The sequence below is a fragment of the Paenalcaligenes hominis genome, assembly GCF_011927625.1.
GTDB lineage: Bacteria > Pseudomonadota > Gammaproteobacteria > Burkholderiales > Burkholderiaceae_B > Paenalcaligenes > Paenalcaligenes hominis.
Map to the genome: position 1 here is coordinate 112129 of NZ_JAATIZ010000001.1, position 16343 is coordinate 128471.

At 49.8% G+C, this 16343-nt stretch carries 16 protein-coding genes; 4 read left to right on the forward strand and 12 right to left on the reverse strand.

Annotated features, from left to right (window positions below):
- Positions 1 to 56: 56 nt before the first annotated feature.
- From GGR41_RS00550 to GGR41_RS00590, 9 genes are all read right to left on the reverse strand, one after another.
- The gene (locus tag GGR41_RS00550; RefSeq protein ID WP_167660193.1) at positions 57 to 1517 is read right to left on the reverse strand and encodes a THUMP domain-containing class I SAM-dependent RNA methyltransferase; all 1461 of its coding nucleotides are present in this window, start codon (positions 1515 to 1517) and stop codon (positions 57 to 59) included.
- Positions 1518 to 1522: 5 nt separating this feature from the next.
- The gene (locus GGR41_RS00555) at positions 1523 to 1945 is read right to left on the reverse strand and encodes a CopD family protein (RefSeq protein ID WP_167660194.1); all 423 of its coding nucleotides are present in this window, start codon (positions 1943 to 1945) and stop codon (positions 1523 to 1525) included.
- Positions 1945 to 3225 carry a glutamate-5-semialdehyde dehydrogenase gene (locus GGR41_RS00560; protein WP_167660195.1) on the reverse strand — a complete coding sequence of 427 codons (1281 nt, stop codon included), beginning with the start codon at positions 3223 to 3225 and terminating at the stop codon, positions 1945 to 1947. Before GGR41_RS00560 ends, GGR41_RS00555 begins: the two co-directional genes overlap by 1 nt.
- Before the next feature lie 38 nt (positions 3226 to 3263).
- Positions 3264 to 4277 carry a DNA polymerase III subunit delta gene (gene holA / locus GGR41_RS00565; RefSeq protein ID WP_077733625.1) on the reverse strand — a complete coding sequence of 338 codons (1014 nt, stop codon included), beginning with the start codon at positions 4275 to 4277 and terminating at the stop codon, positions 3264 to 3266.
- A gap of 2 nt (positions 4278 to 4279) precedes the next feature.
- Positions 4280 to 4891: an LPS-assembly lipoprotein LptE gene (locus GGR41_RS00570; RefSeq protein ID WP_077733624.1), complete on the reverse strand. Its 612-nt coding sequence runs from the start codon at positions 4889 to 4891 to the stop codon at positions 4280 to 4282.
- 7 nt (positions 4892 to 4898) lie between these two features.
- Entirely contained in the window at positions 4899 to 7556 is a 2658-nt protein-coding gene (gene leuS / locus GGR41_RS00575; RefSeq protein WP_167660196.1) for a leucine--tRNA ligase, read from the reverse strand.
- Between the two features lie 162 nt (positions 7557 to 7718).
- A complete protein-coding gene (gene rpmG, locus GGR41_RS00580) occupies positions 7719 to 7886 on the reverse strand; it encodes a 50S ribosomal protein L33 (RefSeq protein ID WP_077733623.1) in 168 nt (55 codons plus the stop codon).
- A gap of 39 nt (positions 7887 to 7925) precedes the next feature.
- Positions 7926 to 8162, reverse strand: coding sequence for a 50S ribosomal protein L28 (gene rpmB, locus GGR41_RS00585; protein WP_077733622.1), 237 nt, complete (start codon positions 8160 to 8162; stop codon positions 7926 to 7928).
- Positions 8163 to 8335: 173 nt separating this feature from the next.
- Positions 8336 to 9544 (reverse strand): Bcr/CflA family multidrug efflux MFS transporter, encoded by a 1209-nt coding sequence (locus GGR41_RS00590; RefSeq protein ID WP_244951415.1) that lies wholly within the window; start codon positions 9542 to 9544, stop codon positions 8336 to 8338.
- 124 nt (positions 9545 to 9668) lie between these two features.
- Between GGR41_RS00590 and GGR41_RS00595 the strand changes: the two genes are divergently transcribed.
- The gene (locus GGR41_RS00595; protein ID WP_167660197.1) at positions 9669 to 10919 is read left to right on the forward strand and encodes a class I SAM-dependent methyltransferase; all 1251 of its coding nucleotides are present in this window, start codon (positions 9669 to 9671) and stop codon (positions 10917 to 10919) included.
- Here the strand turns inward: GGR41_RS00595 and GGR41_RS00600 are convergent.
- From GGR41_RS00600 to radC, 3 genes are all read right to left on the reverse strand, one after another.
- The gene (locus GGR41_RS00600) at positions 10916 to 12670 is read right to left on the reverse strand and encodes a glycosyltransferase (protein ID WP_229711094.1); all 1755 of its coding nucleotides are present in this window, start codon (positions 12668 to 12670) and stop codon (positions 10916 to 10918) included. The two genes, GGR41_RS00595 and GGR41_RS00600, sit on opposite strands and share 4 nt — an antisense overlap.
- A gap of 126 nt (positions 12671 to 12796) precedes the next feature.
- Entirely contained in the window at positions 12797 to 13060 is a 264-nt protein-coding gene (locus GGR41_RS00605) for a type B 50S ribosomal protein L31 (protein ID WP_077733620.1), read from the reverse strand.
- Positions 13061 to 13221: 161 nt separating this feature from the next.
- Entirely contained in the window at positions 13222 to 13908 is a 687-nt protein-coding gene (gene radC, locus GGR41_RS00610; RefSeq protein ID WP_308633660.1) for a RadC family protein, read from the reverse strand.
- Between the two features lie 50 nt (positions 13909 to 13958).
- Here radC and GGR41_RS00615 point away from each other — a divergent pair, with 50 nt between their 5' ends.
- From GGR41_RS00615 to GGR41_RS00625, 3 genes are all read left to right on the forward strand, one after another.
- Positions 13959 to 14435, forward strand: a complete 477-nt coding sequence (locus tag GGR41_RS00615; protein ID WP_167660198.1) for an FKBP-type peptidyl-prolyl cis-trans isomerase — start codon at positions 13959 to 13961, stop codon at positions 14433 to 14435.
- Positions 14432 to 15415: a 4-hydroxy-3-methylbut-2-enyl diphosphate reductase gene (gene ispH / locus GGR41_RS00620; protein WP_077733618.1), complete on the forward strand. Its 984-nt coding sequence runs from the start codon at positions 14432 to 14434 to the stop codon at positions 15413 to 15415. The genes GGR41_RS00615 and ispH overlap by 4 nt, the downstream gene beginning before the upstream one ends.
- Positions 15416 to 15480: 65 nt before the next feature.
- The gene (locus GGR41_RS00625) at positions 15481 to 16341 is read left to right on the forward strand and encodes an NAD(P)-dependent oxidoreductase (protein WP_167660199.1); all 861 of its coding nucleotides are present in this window, start codon (positions 15481 to 15483) and stop codon (positions 16339 to 16341) included.
- Positions 16342 to 16343: the final 2 nt, after the last annotated feature.

The following is a 16343-nucleotide window of genomic DNA, read 5'->3' on the forward strand; positions in this document are numbered from 1 at the left end:
AACCCTATTATAGGGGTTAACCCTTGTTTGTTCAACATAAGTGGCTAAAAATTGGCCTATCTGTTGCTTGCTGCCACCATTTGAAAATTAAAGAGTCGGCAGTCAAGAGGACCATTAAATAGAGGGAAGCGGCGATTGGGCTTTAAGCGGAGTTTAGATGGGAGCTCTAAATCGCTAGTAATCACGTTCACACTCCAACCGCTGAAATTACGCTTGAGGTGGCTTGCCCAATCAGACCAGAACTCGGTGTCGGTATCGTCCAGACGCTCGCCATAAGGCGGGTTAGTGATAATCCAACCTTTAGGTGCGACAGGTTGAATATCCAGTGCATTTTTCACCTCGAACTGAATGGTGTCTGCGGGTAGGTGAGCACGAGTTAAGTTGGCGCGTGCAGCGGCAATTGCACCGGGACTTAGGTCGCTACCGAGTAATGGCACTTCGATTTCAGCTGCGATATGAGCGCGAGCTTCAGCTTTAAGGTCTTGCCAGGCGCGGGCATCATGATGCCGTAAACGTTCAAAATGGAAAGGCCGTGCTATACCCGGAGGCGCACCCAGAGCAATCCAAGCGGCCTCGATAAGAATAGTGCCGCTACCGCAAAATGGATCAATCAAAGGCTGGTTAGGGTCCCAGTCGGCTAAAGCCAGTAAACCCGAGGCTAAGTTTTCCCGTAATGGAGCGTCCCCCTTATCGTGACGCCAGCCGCGTTTAAATAGGGATTCTCCTGAGCTATCAATATAAAGGGTGGCAGAGTCTTCGTTCAAGAAAGCGTGGACTTTGGCGTCAGGGCGTACGGTATCAATATCGGGGCGCGCCCCTTCGCGGTCGCGTAAGCGATCACAAATGGCATCTTTAACGCGTAGATTGGCGTATTGAAGGCTTTGAAAGGGGCTGCGGATGGCGGAGGTGTCAACGCGCAATGTTTGTTCGGCCCCAAACCAATTTTCCCAAGGGGTCTGGTACGCAAGCTCGTAGAGCTCGTCTTCGTTTTGAATAGGGGCAAAAGCCATTTGTACCAGAATACGTGTTGCTAAGCGCGAGTAGAGATTAGCGCGTAATACATCGTGCCAATTGCCTAAAAAATGACAGCCTGCTCGACCCTGAGAAACCTCTGCAAAACCTAAGGCTTGGAGTTCAGTAGCCAGGGCTTCTTCGAGACCCACCGGACACGGTGCAAATAAAGTGAATTCATCGTCGCGTTGTGCGGTGAAACGTGCCTGGATTTTAGGGCCTTCGATGCGGTGACGCTTGGGAGTATCCATCTTGGCTGGCCGTTTGCTTGCTGGCGCATAGCCACTTGGGGCACGTTGGGGTTTGGCGGTGAGCTGAGGGCGACGGGGCGCAGGCGGTGTTGGCGTGCTTTCTGGTGTGTCGCTACCGGAGGTGTTGTCACGCAAACGTTGCATTTGCTGAGCTTGTCGAGCGCGTGCCCCCGAACGCTGACGGGGTGTGGTGGTGTCGTCAGCGCTGCGGGGCTTTTTCTTTAGCGTCAGCGTTTTTTTAGGGGTAGAGGTCATACAAATTAAAAAGGTTTAATGACAACAAGAATCAAGACGAGGAGCAGGATTAAGACAGGGATTTCGTTATACCAACGATAATACACATGACTTTTGGTGTTTGTGCCTGCCTTAAAAAGACGAAGTATGCGTCCACAATGCCAGTGGTAAATTAAAAGAGCCAATACCAGGAGCAGTTTGGCATGAATCCAACCCATGCCCTTGCCTACACCAAAGCCTAAAAAAAGGATGAGGCCTGTGATAACGGTGAGGATAGCCAGCGGTTTCATAAACCGAAAAAGGCGCTGGGCCATGCCAATTAATAGGGTTTGCGCCGCAGGCTCGCTTTGTTGCGCTAAATTGACATAGATACGTGGTAAATAAAAAAGCCCCGCGAACCACGACGTTACCATCAAAATGTGAAACACTTTAACCCAAAGATAGGCCATTATTTTTGTCCACGTAATTGAGCGTCACCGGTGAGTACCCACTTTTGTGTGGTTAACCCCTCTAGGCCGACTGGGCCGCGTGCATGCAAACGGTTGGTGGAAATGCCAATCTCTGCACCTAAACCATACTCAAAGCCATCGGCAAAGCACGTTGGTAAATTGATATACACAGAACTGGAGTCGACTTCACGCTGAAAGCGTCGTGCGGTAGTCAAGTTTTCAGTCACAATGGATTCGGTGTGCCCAGAGCTATAGTGCTCGATATGGTCCATGGCCTCGTTGAGGGTATTCACAATACGTATAGCGAGCACAGGGGCCAAGTATTCAGTTTCCCAGTCAGACTCGTCGGCTGGGTTCACGCCACTGAGTAAAGCGCGGGTGCGCTCACAGCCACGCAACTCGACCTGCATTTCCTGGAAGGTTTGCGCGAGCTCGGGAAGCACCGCTGGAGCAATTTCGTGGTGCACTAATAAGGTTTCCATGGTGCCGCAAATGCCATAGCGGTAGGTTTTGGCATTCACAGCAATACGGTGCGCTTTAGAGACATCGGCATCTTTGTCGATGTAAACGTGACAGTTACCGTCTAAGTGCTTAATTAGCGGCACTTTGGCATCGGCGGTAAGTCGAGCAATGAGGCCCTTGCCGCCTCGGGGCACGATCACATCAACGTGCTCGGTCATGGTGATTAAATGACCCACTGCATTGCGATCGGTGGTGGCTACAACCTGTACGGCGTGTTCAGGTAACCCGGCTTCGGCCAAACCTTGTTGAATGATTTTTCCTAAGGCCTGATTAGAGTAAAAGGCCTCGCTGCCGCCACGCAGAATAGTGGCATTGCCTGATTTAAGACAAAGTGCGGCCGCATCTATAGTAACATTTGGCCTCGACTCATAAATAATGCCAATGACCCCGAGTGGAACGCGCATTTGAGCCACATCCAGGCCATTTGGGCGTTTAGTGGTTGGGCCAATGGAGCCAACAGGGTCGGGCATGGCTGCGATTTGACGCAGTCCGGTGGCCATGGTGCTAAGTGCCTGATCAGACAGTTTAAGCCGGTCGACCAAGGCTGGCTCTAGACCATTTTGCTCGGCCGCGGCAATGTCTTTGGCATTTTCAGCCTGAAGCTGGCTTTTATTGGCTTCAAGTAACTGAGCCATGGCTAAGAGGGCTTTGGATTTTTTCGTGTCAGACGCATTGCGTACAATACGAGACGCTGCGCGAGCTTGGCGCCCCATCTCTAGCATCTCTTGCGTTAATTGATCTTGATTCTGTTCGGTCATAGCGTTGTATTAAAAACGAATGATAAGAATGCCTATACCTAATTGGCTAAGGCAATGCGTAAGCACAAACGGGCGGCTTCTTCCCAAGGGTCATCTAGACAACCTGGAACAGAAAGCCCTTTAATGAGCTGGTCGACCTCGTGGGCATGCCGAACGGCAGCAGGCCATGCATGTGGCGCAATGCGTTGTAGGCAGCGCATTAGTTGTTGTTCGCGAGGGCCAAAAACGCGCTGAGCGCGCAATGCATTTTGCAAATTGCCTCCGCTTTGTTGCAGTGCAGAGAGCGAGGCTAAAAGACGAATTTCATCGCCTATGGCCCATAATACTAGGGGTAAGGCTTCACCTTCCCCGCGTAACCCGTGCAGTATCGTTAAAGCACGTTTTGCATCACCTAAGAGCATGGCTTCGCGCAAGTCAAACACATTATAACGGGCAACATTTAAAACCGCAGCCTGCACTTGGTTAAGAGTGAGCGTACCTTCGGGATACAGCAACGCCATTTTTTGGATTTCTTGATGGGCTGCGAGTAGATTTCCTTCGACTTGCTGACTTAGCCAGTGTAGAGCGTCCTCATCCAGGTGTTGTTTATTGAGCTGAGTCCGTTGTTGCAGCCAGTTAGGCAGCTGGTTTTTGTAAATGGTGGGTACGTCTAACCACTGGCTGTTTGATTCAAGGGCTTTAGCCCATTTGCTTGCTCGGGTACTGCGATCTAAACGAGGCAGTTGAAATAAAAAAACAGTATCCGGATTAGGTTGGGCCTGCTGTGCCACGATTTGCAAAATGGCCTCGCTGCCTTGGCGGCCTGGTTTACCTGTAGGGATACTGATATCAATGAGGCGCTTATCCCCAAAAAGCGATAACGCCTGACTGGCTTCGAACACCTCGGTCCAATCGCTGCGCCCGTCCATGACAAAGCGATGCCGTTCAGTAAACCCTTGCTCCCTAGAGGCGAGACGAATCGCATCGCACGCCTCGACATGTAAAAGAATTTCATCGCCACTAATGCAATAGCAGCTTTGCAGCGGAGTAAGAGATAAACGAGCTGTGGCCACGGTTAGTTGAACGAGGTTGCAGAAGCAGGGGGTTGTGCTTTAGGGGTGGGGGAACTGGTCTGGGGATGTAGGCTGGCCTCGTAGGCCTCTGCAATATCTGAAGCACTAAGCCGACGCAGAACGCGATCCACCAATGACATTTCCATGCTTTGAAACAGGGTTTCCATTTCTTGGGCTTTGGCCTCGGAGTTGTTTGGTGAGTTGGGAATTTCCCGTGTAGAGCTTAAAACAGTAGAGGGCAATATGGCTTGCCCCGAAGCGTCAATTAAGCTGAAGATCAGTTCAAGATGCAACTCATAGTTTTCCACTTGCCCAGATGGGTCTAGGGATAACTCACGCACAGAGCGCCGCAGTTGTTCCTGTATAAGTTGAACCTGAGCTAATTCAGGTTGCGAGACAAAGCGCAGTGAGGGTGAGTTGACGCGTAAAACCCGACGTAACTGTGCACCAAAAGCCGAGTTGTCAGAGATATTGGTATAAAGCGTGTTGAAAGGTAATGGATGGGCCTGTTTAAGTTTAAAACCACAGGCACCTAAGACGATGCTTAGCACCAGCAAACTGCTGACTAGCAGTGCGCTACGTTTTGTAAAAAAAGAGAATGAGGTGCTAAGCATACGCGTTTTACCCTACGACAATATTAACCAAACGGCCCGGAACGACAATAATACGTTTTGGCTCGCGGCCCTCGAGGTAACGTTGCGCCGCCTCGTGCTGGACGGCAGCCTGCTCTATGGCGGCTTTATCAGCGGAACTAGGCACCGTGAGTGTACCGCGTAGTTTACCGTTGACCTGTAGGGTTAGGTTGATTTCATCGGCAACCAAAGCAGCTTCATCAACCTGAGGCCAGGTGACATCAAGTAAATCGCCATGAATGCCAGCATAGCCAAGCTCTTGCCAGAGGCTCCAGGTGATATGTGGCACAACGGGGTAAAGCACGCGTAACAAGATAGAGTAACACTCGGCCAATACGGCATGGTTAGCCGAAGAGCTAGCCAGTTTTGCATGGTCAAGTGTATTAAGCATTTTCATCGCCCCCGACACAACGGTGTTGTATTGGATGCGTTGGTAATCGTATTCCGCTTGTTTTAAGATGCTGTGAATTTCGCGACGTAAGTCTTTTGCGGCGCTATCAAGGTCGTTAGGCACCGCTTGGCCTACGCCGTCTTTAAGTTGTGCTTGATGCTTGTGGGCAAAGTTCCAGAGGCGACGTAAGAAGCGATTGGCGCCGTCAATACCAGACTCGGCCCACTCAAGGGTTTGCTCTGGGGGGCTGGCAAACATAACAAATAAACGCGCTGTGTCGGCACCCATTTCGTCGATTAAATGCTGAGGATCAACGCCATTGTTTTTGGACTTGGACATCGTGCCAATGCCGTCGTAGTTGACCTCTGAGCCATCCGACTTTAATCGTGCGCCGATAATACTACCTTTATCGTCATGGATGTTTTCGACTTCATCGGGCCAGAAATACTCGAGGCCGCCCTGCGGCGTGCGTCGATTGTAGATGTGATTCAGCACCATCCCTTGAGTGAGTAGCTTGGTGAACGGCTCGTCGAAGTTAACTAGACCCAGATCGCGCATGACTTTGGTCCAGAATCGGGCATAAAGCAAATGCAAAACAGCGTGCTCAATACCGCCGATGTACTGGTCCATTGGCATCCAGTAATCATTGCGCTCATCGACCATGGCAGTGCTGTTTTTGGGTGAGGCATAGCGCATAAAATACCACGATGAGTCTACAAACGTATCCATCGTATCGGTTTCACGGCGTGCGTCTTTACCACACTTAGGGCAAGAGCAAGCAAGAAAGGCTTCGTCTTTATTGAGTGGGTTGCCACTACCGTCAGGAATGTGGTGCTCGGGCAAAATAACCGGGAGATCACTCTCGGGTACTGGCACAGGCCCACAGTCTGCGCAGTGGATAATAGGGATAGGCGTTCCCCAATAGCGTTGACGTGAAATACCCCAGTCGCGCAAACGGTAAGTGGTTTTCTTTTCACCTAGCTGTTTGTGGTTTAGGTAGGCAGCCACCTGATCAATGGCTTCGGCAGAGCTCAAGCCAGAAAAATCACCCGAGTTGACCGTAACGCCCGTGTCTTTATCGGCGTACCAGTCGTGCCATTGTTGGTCTGAGAAGACGTGCTCGCCCACCTGAATGACTTGTTTGATGGGGATCTGATATTTGAGAGCAAAAGCAAAGTCGCGCTCGTCATGAGCAGGCACGCCCATCACGGCCCCGTCGCCATATGACATAAGCACGTAGTTACCGACCCAGAGCTCGACCGGAGCGCCCGTGATGGGGTGGGTGACTGTTAGGCCAGTTGCCATACCTTCTTTGTCACGGGTAGCAATGTCGGCTTCAGATTGGCCCCCTTTTTTACATTTCTCAATGAAGGCAGCCAACTCGGGATTGGTGCGCGCGGCTTGAGTGGCTAGAGGGTGTTCGGGAGCAACCGCACAAAAGGTGACCCCCATAATGGTGTCGGCACGTGTAGTAAACACAAACATGCGTCCGTCTTGGATAAGCTGGCCGTTGTCATCGGTAATGGTATGCTCAAAAGCAAAACGCACACCAAAGCTCTTGCCGATCCAGTTTTCCTGCATAGTACGCACGCGTTCGGGCCAGCCAGGTAGATGGTGTTGAACTTGGTCTAAGAGTTCGTCTGCGTAGCGTGTAATGGCCAAGTAGTAGCCTGGGATTTCGCGCTTTTCAACGAGGGCACCGGAACGCCAGCCTCGGCCATCGATAACTTGTTCGTTGGCTAAAACGGTTTGGTCAACGGGATCCCAATTAACGGTTTGCGTTTTGCGATAAGCAATACCTGCCTCGAGCATTTTTAAGAAGAACCATTGGTTCCACTTGTAGTAGTCCGGGTCGCAAGCACACATTTCACGCGACCAGTCAATCGCCAGCCCCATGGCGTTCATTTGCTTTTTCATGTAAGCAATGTTGTCGTAAGTCCACTGTGCAGGGGGGACTTGGGATTTAATGGCTGCATTTTCAGCAGGCATTCCAAAAGCATCCCAACCCATGGGCATAAGAACGTTATAGCCACGAAGTCGAAGTTGGCGCGCCATTACATCATTAATGGTGTAGTTGCGCACATGTCCCATATGGAGCTTGCCACTGGGGTAGGGCAACATGGAACAGGCATAAAATTTAGGCTTTAAGCTGCCATCGGCATTTTTAGCGTTTTCTACAACGCGGTAAGCGTCGCGGTCTTGCCAGTTTTGTTGGGCAGCGCGTTCGACTTGTTGTGGATTATAACTTTCCTGCATGAGATTTGAGCTACCAAGTAAGGTATGAATAAAATGAACCCTTACATTATACGGGGCAAAAGCGCTTGTGCCAGTGTTGTAAGAGCTAAATAATTTAACCACAAAAAAGCCCTGCAGTTGCAGGGCCTTTTGCCGTAGTCTCGCTGGGTAATACCAAGGGTATTAACGAAGACGAGTTTCTTTGTACTCTACGTGTTTGCGCGCTACGGGGTCAAATTTTTTGATGACCATTTTTTCAGGTGTATTGCGCTTGTTTTTGGTTGTGGTGTAGAAGTGACCAGTACCTGCGGAGGATTCGAGTTTAATTTTCTCGCGGATTCCTTTAGCCATGATGTATTCCTTTAACTAGCTGTGAGATGAAGCGAGCGATTAAACGCGTTCGCCGCGAGCACGCATGTCAGCAAGAACGGACTCAATACCGTTTTTGTCGATCAAACGTAGAGCTTGGGTGGATACGCGTAAACGTACCCAGCGGTTTTCGCTTTCAACCCAGAAACGGCGTGATTGCAGGTTTGGCAAAAAACGACGTTTAGTTTTGTTGTTGGCGTGAGAAACATTATTGCCCACCATTGGGCCTTTTCCGGTAACTCGGCATACGCGTGCCATGGTTATACCCCTTTAGAGTCTAAATCGGCTTCCGCGCTTGCAGTAAAATCGTTACTACGGGCGCATTAAAGCACAAACTAAATCAAAGAAAACATGGTTTTGTTGCTCTGATTTAGTCTAAGTAGTTCATAAAACAATACATTCTAATATAAAAAATGGCGGCAAAGCAAGCATTACACCATTTCTTTCAAGGCTTTTCGACCCGAAAACCACGAAATAGTAACGCATGCACTAAGTACTGCCACAAGTGGCACAGCAGAAATCGTGTGCCATGAGCTGACGGCTAGACCAGACAGCGCACCACAAAGCATTTGTAAGGTGCCCATCAGAGCTGAAGCGACGCCAAGACGGTGGCCTTGGGCCGAGAGTGCTAATGCTGCTGCATTGGGATTGATAAAACCCTGACAAGCCATAAATACCATCAGCATTGCCATAACCCCATAGACATTCATTATACCTAGAAGAGTGCATACTAAGCCAACCATAACCGTGCTGAACTGTATGGTTTGGGCGACAGCTAAGATGCGATGCGGTAAATAGTATTTGAGGAGGCGCACACCAATCTGTGAGGCAGCGATAAGACAAAATGCATTGAGGCCGAACAAGGCGCCGAACCAAGTAATGGGCACCTCGAAAGCGCTAATAAATACACGAGGTGCACCACTAATATAGGCAAACATGCCTGCGGAGCCAAATGCTGCGACGAGTGAGTAAAGTAAAAAACTCCGATGTTGTAGTAGCTCTTTATAATTTTTAGCAATTAACTTGGGGCGTAAAGGAATGGTGTGCGCTTTATCTAAGCTTTCTTTCATAGTAAAAAGGGTACTAATCAATAAAGCGGCACCGCATAAAGTCATTATATGAAACAGAAAACGCCAATCTGCAAAAAGCAAAACCTGGCCTCCAATAATGGGGGCTAGAATAGGTGTGGCTCCCATAATGAGCATAATCATCGATAAGGCCTTGGCAGCGTCACGTGTTTCGAGGTGGTCTCGAATCACAGCACGAGGTATGACCGCCCCAGAGGCGCCCCCAAAGGCTTGTACGATGCGCCATAAAGTCAAGTGCTCTATGTCTTGACTCAAAGCGACTGCAATCGAAGCAATACTAAAAAGTAAAACCCCAAAAATTAAAGGAGGTTTACGACCAAAACGATCGGCTATCGGCCCATAAAAAAGTTGGGCTAACGCCATCCCAAATAAATAACTGGCAAGAGTGCGTTCTACGCGCCCCTCAGAGGTAGCGAGGTCAACCGCTATCTGAGGGAAAGCGGGAAGGTACATATCTACGGCTAGAGGCCCTAAAGCAGTCAGTAGCCCCATGAGTACTAACCAAGACGGAATCGTGTTGGATAAATGACGTTTTGGTTTAGAGGTAGACATAATTCCAGCATCAAATACAGAAACCATCCATAGTAGCATGCACTTGTAGGGCAAACGATAGGCATCATCCATGTTTTAGTGCTTAGCAAAGTTTTCATTTTGCAATACACATAGGAGGCAGAAAATGAGTGTCAACGCAGCAATTCAATCAGTGCTAGATAAACTTCCCATGCCTACGCGGCTTGTTATGCCCGATGGCGCCGTGCTTGGGGATGCAAACCCAGAGCTCATCGTGCATGCGAAAACGCAAAGCGCATTAACGCGCTTAGCATCGGGCCAGGTTGGTTTACTGGGCGAGGACTATGTGAATGGGGACTTTGACTTTCAAGGCTCCATACGCAACCTAATGCGCGCCGCCGTAAGCATATTGCCTACTACCCCTATCAACCAAAGTCGCTCCGGGGCTTTTATTAATTTTTTGCAGCGTTTACGCTCTGCTTGGCGCCACACTCTAGAGCGGGATGCAAAGCAAATTCAATTTCACTATGATTTATCAGATGATTTTTATGCGCTTTGGCTGGATCCAAGACGCGTGTATTCCTGCGCCTATTATGCTCAGCCACACTCTACCTTAGCGCAGGCCCAAGAAGCCAAGCTGGATTTAATCTGCCGAAAGCTGAAATTGCAACCTGGCGAGCGTTTTTTAGATATAGGGGCTGGCTGGGGTGGGTTGCTGTTATGGGCAGCGGAACAGTACGGGGTGCAGGCAACAGGCATTACCTTGTCTCGAAATCAACATGCTTATGTTAACCAGCTTATTCAAGAAAAAGGGCTCGAGGGCCGAGTCACCATGACCTTAATGGACTACCGCCAGCTTGACCCAGAGCAACCCTTCGATAAAATGGCTTCAGTTGGCATGTTTGAGCATGTGGGGCGTGCTCAGCTTACCCACTATTTCTCCCGTATTAATGAGCTCCTGCGTCCGGGCGGGCTAGTGCTGAACCATGGTATTACGTCGGGAGGGGTGGAGCACACCCAATTGGGGGCAGGCATGGGTGAGTTTATTGATAAGTTTATTTTCCCTGGGGGCGAGCTGACTCATATTAGTCATGTCACACGACATTTAGCAGAAGGGGGGCTAGAAGCAGTAGACATAGAAAATTTGCGCCCACACTATGCACGTACCTTGTGGGCCTGGAGTGATCGCCTTGAGCAGCATATGGATGAGGCAAACCAAATCTTAAATACAGCAGATGGCCAGCGTTCTTTGCGTGCTTATAGGGTGTATTTAGCTGGCTGCGCAATGGGTTTTGAACAAGGGTGGGTGTCTTTGCATCAGGTATTAGCGCAGCCTATGCATGGACCTAGGCCGGACGAGTTGGATTACCCCGCCGATCTAAGCTACCCATGGCGTCGTGATTACATCTATAACTAAGGCTGCACCTTGAGCTCTAGCAGGCGGAACATCTCATTGCGATCGCCGCCTCGGCGGCCTTGCCAAAGCTCTTTGGTGGGTCGTAAAAGGCTATTTTGTTCAGTTGTGCTTAGTTTTGGCGAAGTTTGTTGCAAGATATATGGGCACCTGGCGTCAAAGCTAAAATTCATTCCATTAAACGCATAAAACGAGGCACGCTGTCCAAGACCTAAACCCACGGCCCGGATGCATGCATTGGCAGGTAATTGCTGCACTTGCTGGGCCAGCTCCTGTGACACTTGCCTATAGCTACGCGCATAATCCAATGCAGGCAGCCACAATGTGATAAGCAACAGCCAAGTGGTAATTAAGCCGCCCGCAGACAGCACGGTCCCTCGCCATAGCGCAGGCGGATGAGTACGCAAACGCCAACTGACTAAGCTTACCCACGCTAGGGTGCCCAACACTGCGACGCTAAACATGACCCACGAGATGCTGGTGTCAAAGCCGTGAGTTTGACGATGGATACTCTGAGCAATTTTTGGGGGCCAGCCAGTATGTTGTGCTATCCAGCCTAGCCAGACAGCAGCGGTAAATAAAGAAAAGCACATCACGGCGAACCAGTCGAAACTATTAATGGCGCCACGGCGTAAAGTGGGTAAGGCAAAAGCAGCTAATACAGCGCACGGTACCACTAGTAACGCATACTCTGGCTCAAAGGGTTGTCTAGAAAATAAGAGCAAGCCCAATGGGCCGATTAATAAACTAACAGGAATAGCAATGTGAGCAAAACGTAGCCAAGAGCGCCATTGCCACAGTGCAACTATCACTAGAGGCCAGGTCGGCCACAGAAACCACAGTAAATCGCGCCCACTTTTCATCAGAGCGCTAGTGTGTGGCCACGCTATTTGTTGTAGATGCCAGAGTTGCCATTGTTGCCACCAATAGGGATAGCCTTTAGCTGCCATAATCCACAACGTAACCAGGCCGATCGCGGTGAAAAATGCAAGCACTAGGGATTGCACATGTTGGCGTAACGACATGCACAGCACATAGGCCAGTGTTGCACTAAGACAAAGACTTAAAGCGACCCATAAGCCTTGATTAAGGAAGCTAAGACCAATAGCCGCCCCTAAAAGTAAAGCGGCACGCAAGGGCTTGGTGTAGGTTAAGCTGAGGGCATAAAAAGCCGTGGCATACAGCGCTAGGCTTAAGGGTACCGAAGAGGTTTCGTGCAGTCGCCAAATGATGCCCACTGTAGCAACGCATAACAGTAACGCGGCGTCAGCAATCATGCGGCCATAGTCTACAGAGGAAGGCTCGCCACCAAAAGGTAAAGGCAGTGGTTGCGCTGCACGCCGATTGGCTAGTCTAAATACCCCTTGCCATAAAGTGCTGATGAGCACCAAAAAATACAGTAAGTTGGGTAAGCGTGAAGCAAGAATGGTGGCATCAAGCGAAGAGGTAAAAAGCGCAAAGAAAGGCGCAAAGATTTTAATGCTTAGTACCCCTATCCACACATGCAAGGGGCCTATTTCAGCGAATGCTAAATTACCGATTTGAGGGGTAATAATGGATTGCCAGCCTTCGTATTGGACGGCGCTGAGCATAGCGGCTAGGCCGATGACGTCGTCCGTTTTCCATGGGTCACGCAGAAATAACCCGGCAAAAATATAAATTAAACCGACTACCCACAACACAGCGCGCGGCAGTTTGCTCGCGGCAGAAGTGGTTAAACGCGCAGGAGTTGTGTGAGGAGTAGTTATGGACACAGCATTTAGAATAAAGATAAAAACAGAGACATATCTTAATTCATATTAGCTGCTAGGGGGGCGGAGTTGTCAGGGAACGGAAAATAAAAAAAGCAGCCAAGAAGGCTGCTTTTCTGAGAGCTGGGCTTAGGATTTTTTAAGCGTACCAGCAGTGCGAGCAAAACGGGCGCGGAATTTCTCGACACGGCCTGTTTCAACGATGCGTGTTTGTGCACCGGTATAGAAAGGGTGGGACTCGGAGGTGACGTCACACTTGAATAGGGGGTATGTTTTACCATCTAGCTCGATGTTTTCACGAGTATTAACGGTAGAACGAGTAATAAAAGTGTTACCAGTTTGTTGATCCAAGAACACCACTTCGCGGTATTCGGGGTGGATGCCTACTTTCATGATGTTATCCTGTTGTCTAAAGCGGACCGCCAACAGATGGATTAACACTAATCTGCCACGTATCCTGTAAAACCAAAGATTCTAACATTTAAGCGCGACTTTGCAAAGAAAATGACACGTACTTGAAAAAGCATGAGGTAAACGTTGCATAAAAGCAATGACTACATTTTACCTAGTTCGGCCAAAGAGGTGGCATATCCGGCGGTAACGATTAAATGGTCTATTAAGCGTATATCGACCAAGCTTAGGGCGCGTTGCAGCTGTTGCGTAAGATGTAAATCGGCATCGCTAGGCTGACGCACACCCGAGGGATGGTTGTGTGCAAGTATTATAGCGGCAGCATGATGTTTTAGGGCAGATTTTACAAGCTCACGGGGGTAGACAGAGGCTTGAGTTAAGGTACCTTTGGCGACCTCTTCGCTGGTGATTAGGTGCAACTGATTATCAAGATAAAGTGCAATGCAGTGTTCTATGGTTAAGTGACCGAGACGCGCAATGCAATAGTCTTTGACGAGGTGAGGGTGATTCATCACAGGACCCATCTGCAAGGATTGTTGTAGGGCTCGTTTATTAATTTCGCTCATAGCTGAAATTTCACAGGCTTTAGCTAAGCCAATGCCGCTAAATTGCTGTAATTGTGTGATATCAGTGGCTAAAAGACCACGCAATCCGCCCAACTCGTTCAATAAGCTTTGCGCCAATTGCAGTACGGGCCGCTGCCTGTAGCCTGTGCGAAGCACGATAGCCAGTAGCTCTGCATCGCTAAGCGCAGCGGGGCCAGATTGAAGTAAACGCTCGCGTGGGCGTACATTATTTAGGGTTTTGCTGTCAGAAGTCATTGTAGGCATTAAAATAGGCAAATGAATAATCACGATTTAGACTAATAGGGTGACAGACCTTGAGCGTGGAAAATCAAGACGAGCGACCAATTGTCCATGCGGACTCTTACCTAACGCTGCACTATTGCATTCAAATTTTGACGGGTCCAGCTGGGGGCACTGTCTTTGCGAATACCTTTGATGGCCGCCCCGCTACATTACAGCTAGGCACTGGACAATGGTCCCCGGGTTTAGAGGCCGCCTTGTTGGGTCGCACCGAAGGGGACGTCTTTGGTTGTACCCTAGAGCCCGAACAGGCCTACGGCGAGCGTAACCCCGCATTGGTGCAATGGGTAGCTCGAGAACTCATGACCGATCTACAAAACCCCGAGGAAACTTACGAGCCAGGGGATATGGTGGAGTTTGCCTCCCCAACGAGTATTCGGTATGCCGGGGTATTAAAGCAATGGAATGACGATTCCGCTTTATTTGACTTTAATCATCCTCTAGCCGGCGCACAAATACGTCTAGACGTACATATTTTGGGAATATTATGAAGCCTCAGATTGAATCTTTAGATGACCTGCAGGTCGTTTTGGCGCAACCGCGTGGTTTTTGTGCGGGTGTGGATCGTGCCATTGATATTGTAGAGCGTGCGTTAGAGCTACACGGTAAACCGATCTACGTTCGTCATGAAATTGTGCATAACCGCTATGTGGTAGAAAGCTTGCGCAACAAAGGCGCGATTTTTATTAAAGAATTAGACGAAGCCCCCGCTGGGTCCATCGTGGTGTTTTCAGCTCATGGCGTGTCTCTTGCAGTACGACAAGAGGCCGAAAAAAGAGGGTTGACGGTGTTTGATGCGACCTGTCCTTTGGTGACGAAGGTGCACCGAGAGGTCTCTAAAATGCGCACCGAGGGCCGTGAAATCATCATGATCGGGCACAAGGGGCACCCCGAGGTCGAAGGCACCTTAGGTCAAGCCGATGCCGGTATGTTCTTAGTGGAAACGGTCGAGGACGTACACAATTTACAGGTGACTGACCCCAGTAATTTGGCTTTTGTGACCCAGACTACGTTGTCGGTGGATGATGCCGAAGAAGTCGCTCAGGCCCTACGAGAGCGCTTCCCTGAAATTGAAGAGCCTAAAAAAAGCGATATTTGCTATGCCACACAAAACCGCCAAGATGCCGTCAAGTTTATGGCGCCTCAGTGCGATGTGGTGTTGGTAGTAGGCAGTGTTAATAGTTCTAACTCTAATCGTTTACGCGAGGTGGCCGAACGCATAGGCACCCCCGCGTATTTATTAGATGATCCTGCCATGGTACAAGAAGACTGGTTTGTGAATGCAAAGCGTGTCGGTATTACAGCGGGGGCATCTGCACCCGAAGAGCTAGTCCAACAGGTCATAGCGCGTATCCGAGAACTAGGCGGGCTGTCTGTGCGCACCCTTGAAGGGGTAGAGGAAACCATTTCTTTCCCCTTGCCACGCGAGCTATCGCGCAAACTCAACGAAGCCGAAACCTCAGCTTCTTAAATTTTTACCAAGTTAGTGAAAAAGCGCGCCTTTAGCGCGCTTTTATTTTGAGCTCAGGAGACAACATGCGTATTGGATTTGCAGGAATCGGTTTGATGGGGTTGCCAATGTGTAGGCGTTTACTCCAAGCAGGGCATCAATTAGCCGTTTGGAATCGGAGTCAAGCCAAAACGGCTCCTTTAGCAGCTGCAGGGGCCACCGTGTATGACAGCCCTCAAGCCTTAGCCGCGCATACTGATGTGGTGATTCTGTGTTTGTTTGATGCGAATGCGGTGGCAGAGGTGGTTTTTGGTAAACACGGCTTGGTTCAAGCCCAAAAAAAGACAGCCATAACGGTGGTTGATCATTCCTCAATTGCACCACAGCGTACACAAGCATTGGCAAAACAACTGCCTGCAGGCTGGCATTGGGTGGATGCCCCTGTTTCAGGTGGCACCGCTGGCGCTGAGGCGGGTACGCTGGCCATTATGGCGGGGGGCGCAGCAGAACAGGTGGAACGTATTCGGCCTGTGTTGGCCGCTTATGCCGCTCAGGTCACCCATATGGGGGCGGTGGGTGCAGGTCAAGTCACTAAGCTATGCAATCAAACCATCGTCACAGCGACCATTACAGCCATAGCGGAAGCCATGTGCTTAGCTCAAGATGCCAATGTGGAGGTGGCGAAGTTACCCGAGGCCCTGGCGGGTGGGTGGGCGGATTCCGTGCTATTACAAGAGTTTGTAAGTCGCATGTTACATTTGCCCGAACAGCCAACGGCAACCGTACAGACTATGTTAAAAGACCTAAACACCATTGCAGAGCTAGCGCAAACGCAAGGCACTGCGATGCCAGTCAGTCATGCGGTACAACAACTTTACCAAATCGTGCAGCGTCAAGGTTTAGGAAGTCAGGACGTCTCTCATATTATTCAAACTCTAAAAGGCTAATT